A 4,138-nucleotide genomic window follows, 5' to 3' on the forward strand; every position below is an offset into this window, starting at 1 on the left:
CAAACCTGTACACATCCCCCGAAACACCGCGCTTATATATTTGACGGGTCCGGGCGGAGCCCCCACGCGGCGGAGCCGCACATCGGTACAGCGGGAAGGGGCGGGGTGGGGAACAAGCCCGCCGCAGGCGCAACGCCCCGGCCTACCCGCCCACAGCGCTACGCCCCCCGCGTACCCACCCGCACCCGCCCCACCCGCTCCGGCGTCCCCCAGGACGCCTTCCGTACCGCCCTCGCCAGTCTCGCCCGACGCCACGGCGACAGCCGGTCCGCGTACACCAGTCCCTCCAGGTGGTCGCACTCGTGCTGGAGGCACCGCGCGAAGAACCCGGTCCCCTCCACCCGTACCGGCTCCCCGTCCCACGTCACGCCCTCGACCACCGCGCGGTCGAAGCGTTCGGTCCCCGCCTCCAGGCCGGGCAGCGAGAGACAGCCTTCCGGGCCGCGGACCGTGACACCGTCCGCCTCGACGAGCCGGGGATTGACGACGTGTCCGAGGTGGCGGACGTCCTCGTCGTCGGGGCAGTCGTAGACGAAGACCCTCGACGCGACACCGACCTGGTTCGCGGCGAGGCCGACACCCTGGGCCGCGTACATCGTCGCGAAGAGGTCCTCGACGAGTTCCTTCAGGCCGGGGCCGAAGTCGGTCACGGTCTCGCAGGGCGTGTGCAGGGCCGGATCGGCGAGCAGGCTCATGGGCCTGACGCGTCCGGTACTGCCGGGGATCGGCCGGTTTCGCATGGCGCCCAGCGTACGTTCCCCCCTGTTCACCCGTGACCTCCACCTTTTCCGACGGTGCCGCGGTGCGGGCGGCCGACCGGAGCTGGATAGGCTGAGTCCCGACCGATGCAAGGAGGATCAAGGACGATGTCAGGCAACTCGGAGCCCCTGACGCCGCGAGCCAAGCTGGCCGTGACGGCGGGCAAGGCCGCAGCAGCGGTGTCCCGCGCCGCCGGACGCGGCAGCGGATCGGTGATCGGCGGCCGGGTGGCGCTCAAGCTCGACCCCGATCTGCTGGGGAGGCTGGCGCAGCACCTGGACGTGGTCCTCGTTTCTGCGACCAACGGCAAGACCACGACCACGAGGCTGATCGCCGAGGCGCTGCGGGCCAGTGGCCCGGTGGTCTCCAACGCGCTCGGCGCCAACATGCCGGCGGGTATCACCTCGGCCCTGGCGGGCGGCTCGGACGCCCGCTTCGGTGTGATCGAGGTCGACGAGAAGTACCTCGCCGGTGTGGCGAGGGATGTGACGCCCAAGGCCATCGCACTGCTGAACCTGTCGCGCGACCAGCTGGACCGCGCGGCGGAGACCAGGATGCTGGCCGAGAAGTGGCGTGAGGGTCTTGCCGGTTCGAAGGCGATGGTCATCGCCAACGCGGACGACCCGCTGGTCGTGTGGGCGGCCTCCTCCTCCCCCAACGTCGTGTGGGTCGCCGCCGGCCAGGAGTGGAAGGACGACGCCTGGTCGTGTCCGTCCTGCGGCGGTGTGATGCAGCGCCCCGGCGACGACTGGTTCTGCGGCGAGTGCGGTTTCCGCCGTCCGGCGCCGAGCTGGGTGCTCAGCGGCGACCATGTCATCGACCCGCACGGCTCCGCCTGGCCGATCCACCTCCAGCTGCCCGGCCGCGCCAACAAGGCCAACGCCGCCACCTCCGCCGCCGTCGCCGCCTGCTTCGGTGTGCCGCCGCAGGTGGCCCTGGAGCGCATGTACCAGGTGCAGGCCGTGGCCGGCCGGTACGACGTCGTCTCCTTCCTCGGCCGTGACGTACGGCTGCTGCTGGCCAAGAACCCGGCCGGCTGGCTCGAGACGTTCTCGCTGATCGACCCGCCGCCGACGCCGGTGATCCTCTCCGTCAACGCCCGCGGCGCGGACGGCACGGACACCTCCTGGCTGTGGGACGTCGACTACACCCGTCTCGCCGGCCACCCGATCTTCGTGATCGGCGACCGCAGGCTGGACCTCGCGGTGCGGCTGGAAGTGGCGGGCCTGGACTTCCGTGTGTGCGACTCGGTCGACGAGGCGGTGCAGAGCGCCCCGCCCGGCAGGATCGAGCTAATCGCCAACTACACAGCCTTCCAGGACGTACGCCGTCGTGTCGGCAACTGACCGGTGGACGGACGGAGAGGACGTATGAGAATGAGTGACAGCAGCCTGCGTCTGGTGTGGGTCTACCCGGATCTGCTCAGCACCTACGGCGACCAGGGCAACGCCCTCGTGGTGGAGCGCCGGGCCCGGCAGCGCGGTCTGGACGTGATGCGCATCGACGTACGCAGCGACCAGCCGGTGCCCACCTCCGGCGACATCTATCTGATCGGCGGCGGTGAGGACCGTCCGCAGCGGCTGGCGGCCGAGCGGCTGCGCCGCGACGGCGGCCTGAGCCGGGCGGCGTCGAACGGCGCCATCATCTTCTCGGTCTGCGCCGGCTACCAGATCCTCGGCCACGAGTTCATCAACGACCTCGGTGAGCGCGAGCCCGGCCTCGGTCTGATCGACGTGGTGTCGACCCGCGGCGAGGGCGAGCGCTGTGTCGGCGACGTACTGGCCGACATCGATCCGCAGTTGGGCCTGCCGCAGCTGACCGGCTTCGAGAACCACCAGGGCATCACGCATCTCGGCCCGACGGCGCGCCCGTTCGCCCGGACCGTGCTCGGCCGGGGCAACGGCACCGGCGACGGCACGGAGGGGGCGTACAACGACACCGTCTTCGGGACGTACATGCACGGCCCTGTGATGGCCCGCAACCCGCAGATCGCGGACCTGCTGCTGAAGCTGGCCCTCGATGTGAACGCGCTTCCGCCCACGGACGACCGCTGGTACGAGGCGCTGCGCGCGGAGCGGATCGCGGCCGCGACACAGCCCGCCTGACGGTCCCTCCGCTCACCCGAGCACCCATTCCGCGGCCCCTTCGCTCAGCTGAGCGGAGGGGCCGTGGGCGCGGTCCCACCAGGCGGACGCCCGTTTCAGAACCCCCGCCCCGCGCCGGTAGGGTGGCACGGAACCAACCGGACGACGTGGTCCGGGAGTCCGCCCACGTTGTAAAGGTTTTCGGGCAATGCGCATTGGTGTGCTCACTTCCGGCGGCGACTGCCCCGGTCTGAACGCCGTCATCCGTTCCGTCGTGCACCGCGCCGTAGTCGACCACGGTGACGAGGTCATCGGCTTCCACGACGGCTGGAAGGGCCTCCTGGAGTGCGACTACCGCAAGCTCGACCTGGACGCGGTGGGCGGCATCCTGGCCCGTGGCGGCACGATCCTCGGCTCCTCCCGGGTCCAGCCCGCGCATCTGCGTGACGGCGTGGAGCGGGCCAAGGGGCATGTGGCCGATCTCGGTCTCGACGCGATCATCCCGATCGGCGGTGAGGGCACCCTCAAGGCGGCCCGTCTGCTGTCCGAGAGCGGTCTGCCGATCGTGGGCGTGCCCAAGACGATCGACAACGACATCTCCTCCACCGATGTCACCTTCGGCTTCGACACGGCCGTCGGCGTGGCCACGGAGGCGCTCGACCGTCTGAAGACCACCGCGGAGTCGCACCAGCGGGTCCTGATCGTCGAGGTCATGGGCCGGCACACCGGCTGGATCGCGCTGCACTCCGGCATGGCGGCCGGCGCGCACGCGATCGTGGTGCCGGAGCGGCCCTTCGACATCGAGGAGCTGACCAAGCGGGTCGGTGCCCGCTTCGAGGCGGGCAAGCGGTTCGCCATCGTGGTGGTCGCGGAGGGCGCGAAGCCCCGCGAGGGCTCGATGCAGTGGGACGAGGGCGGCAAGGACATCTACGGCCACCAGCGGTTCGCGGGCGTGGCCCGTCAGCTCTCCGTCGAACTGGAGGAGCGGCTCGGCAAGGAGGCGCGTCCGGTGATCCTCGGCCACGTCCAGCGCGGCGGCACCCCCACCGCCTACGACCGTGTCCTCGCGACCCGGTTCGGCTGGCACGCCGTCGAGGCGGCGCACCGCGGCGAGTTCGGCATGATGACGGCGCTGCGCGGCACGGACATCACGATGGTGCCCCTCGCGGAGGCCACCGAGACCCTGAAGACGGTGCCCGTGGAGCGGTACGAAGAGGCCGAGACGGTCCTCTGACCCTCCTGGGAACCGCACGAACCGCCCCCGGTCGCAGCCGCGACCGGGGGCGGTTCTACTC

At 71.0% G+C, this 4,138-nt stretch carries 4 protein-coding genes; 3 read left to right on the plus strand and 1 reads right to left on the minus strand.

Translation table 11 applies throughout. The features are described 5' to 3' along the window. Positions 1-158: 158 nt before the first annotated feature. Positions 159-740: a peptide deformylase gene (gene def / locus ACWGH4_RS32295; protein WP_453467129.1), complete on the minus strand. Its 582-nt coding sequence runs from the start codon at positions 738-740 to the stop codon at positions 159-161. 126 nt (positions 741-866) lie between these two features. Here def and ACWGH4_RS32300 point away from each other — a divergent pair, with 126 nt between their 5' ends. From ACWGH4_RS32300 to ACWGH4_RS32310, 3 genes are all read left to right on the plus strand, one after another. Continuing rightward, positions 867-2,105, plus strand: coding sequence for a MurT ligase domain-containing protein (locus ACWGH4_RS32300; RefSeq protein ID WP_441265896.1), 1,239 nt, complete (start codon positions 867-869; stop codon positions 2,103-2,105). 30 nt (positions 2,106-2,135) lie between these two features. Then, on the plus strand, positions 2,136-2,864 hold the full coding sequence (locus ACWGH4_RS32305) for a type 1 glutamine amidotransferase (RefSeq protein ID WP_005320403.1): 729 nt from the start codon (positions 2,136-2,138) through the stop codon (positions 2,862-2,864). A gap of 187 nt (positions 2,865-3,051) precedes the next feature. Next, positions 3,052-4,077: a 6-phosphofructokinase gene (locus ACWGH4_RS32310; RefSeq protein WP_441265897.1), complete on the plus strand. Its 1,026-nt coding sequence runs from the start codon at positions 3,052-3,054 to the stop codon at positions 4,075-4,077. The last annotated feature ends 61 nt before the right edge of the window (positions 4,078-4,138 follow it).

It is taken from the genome of Streptomyces sp. NPDC054847, assembly GCF_053610925.1.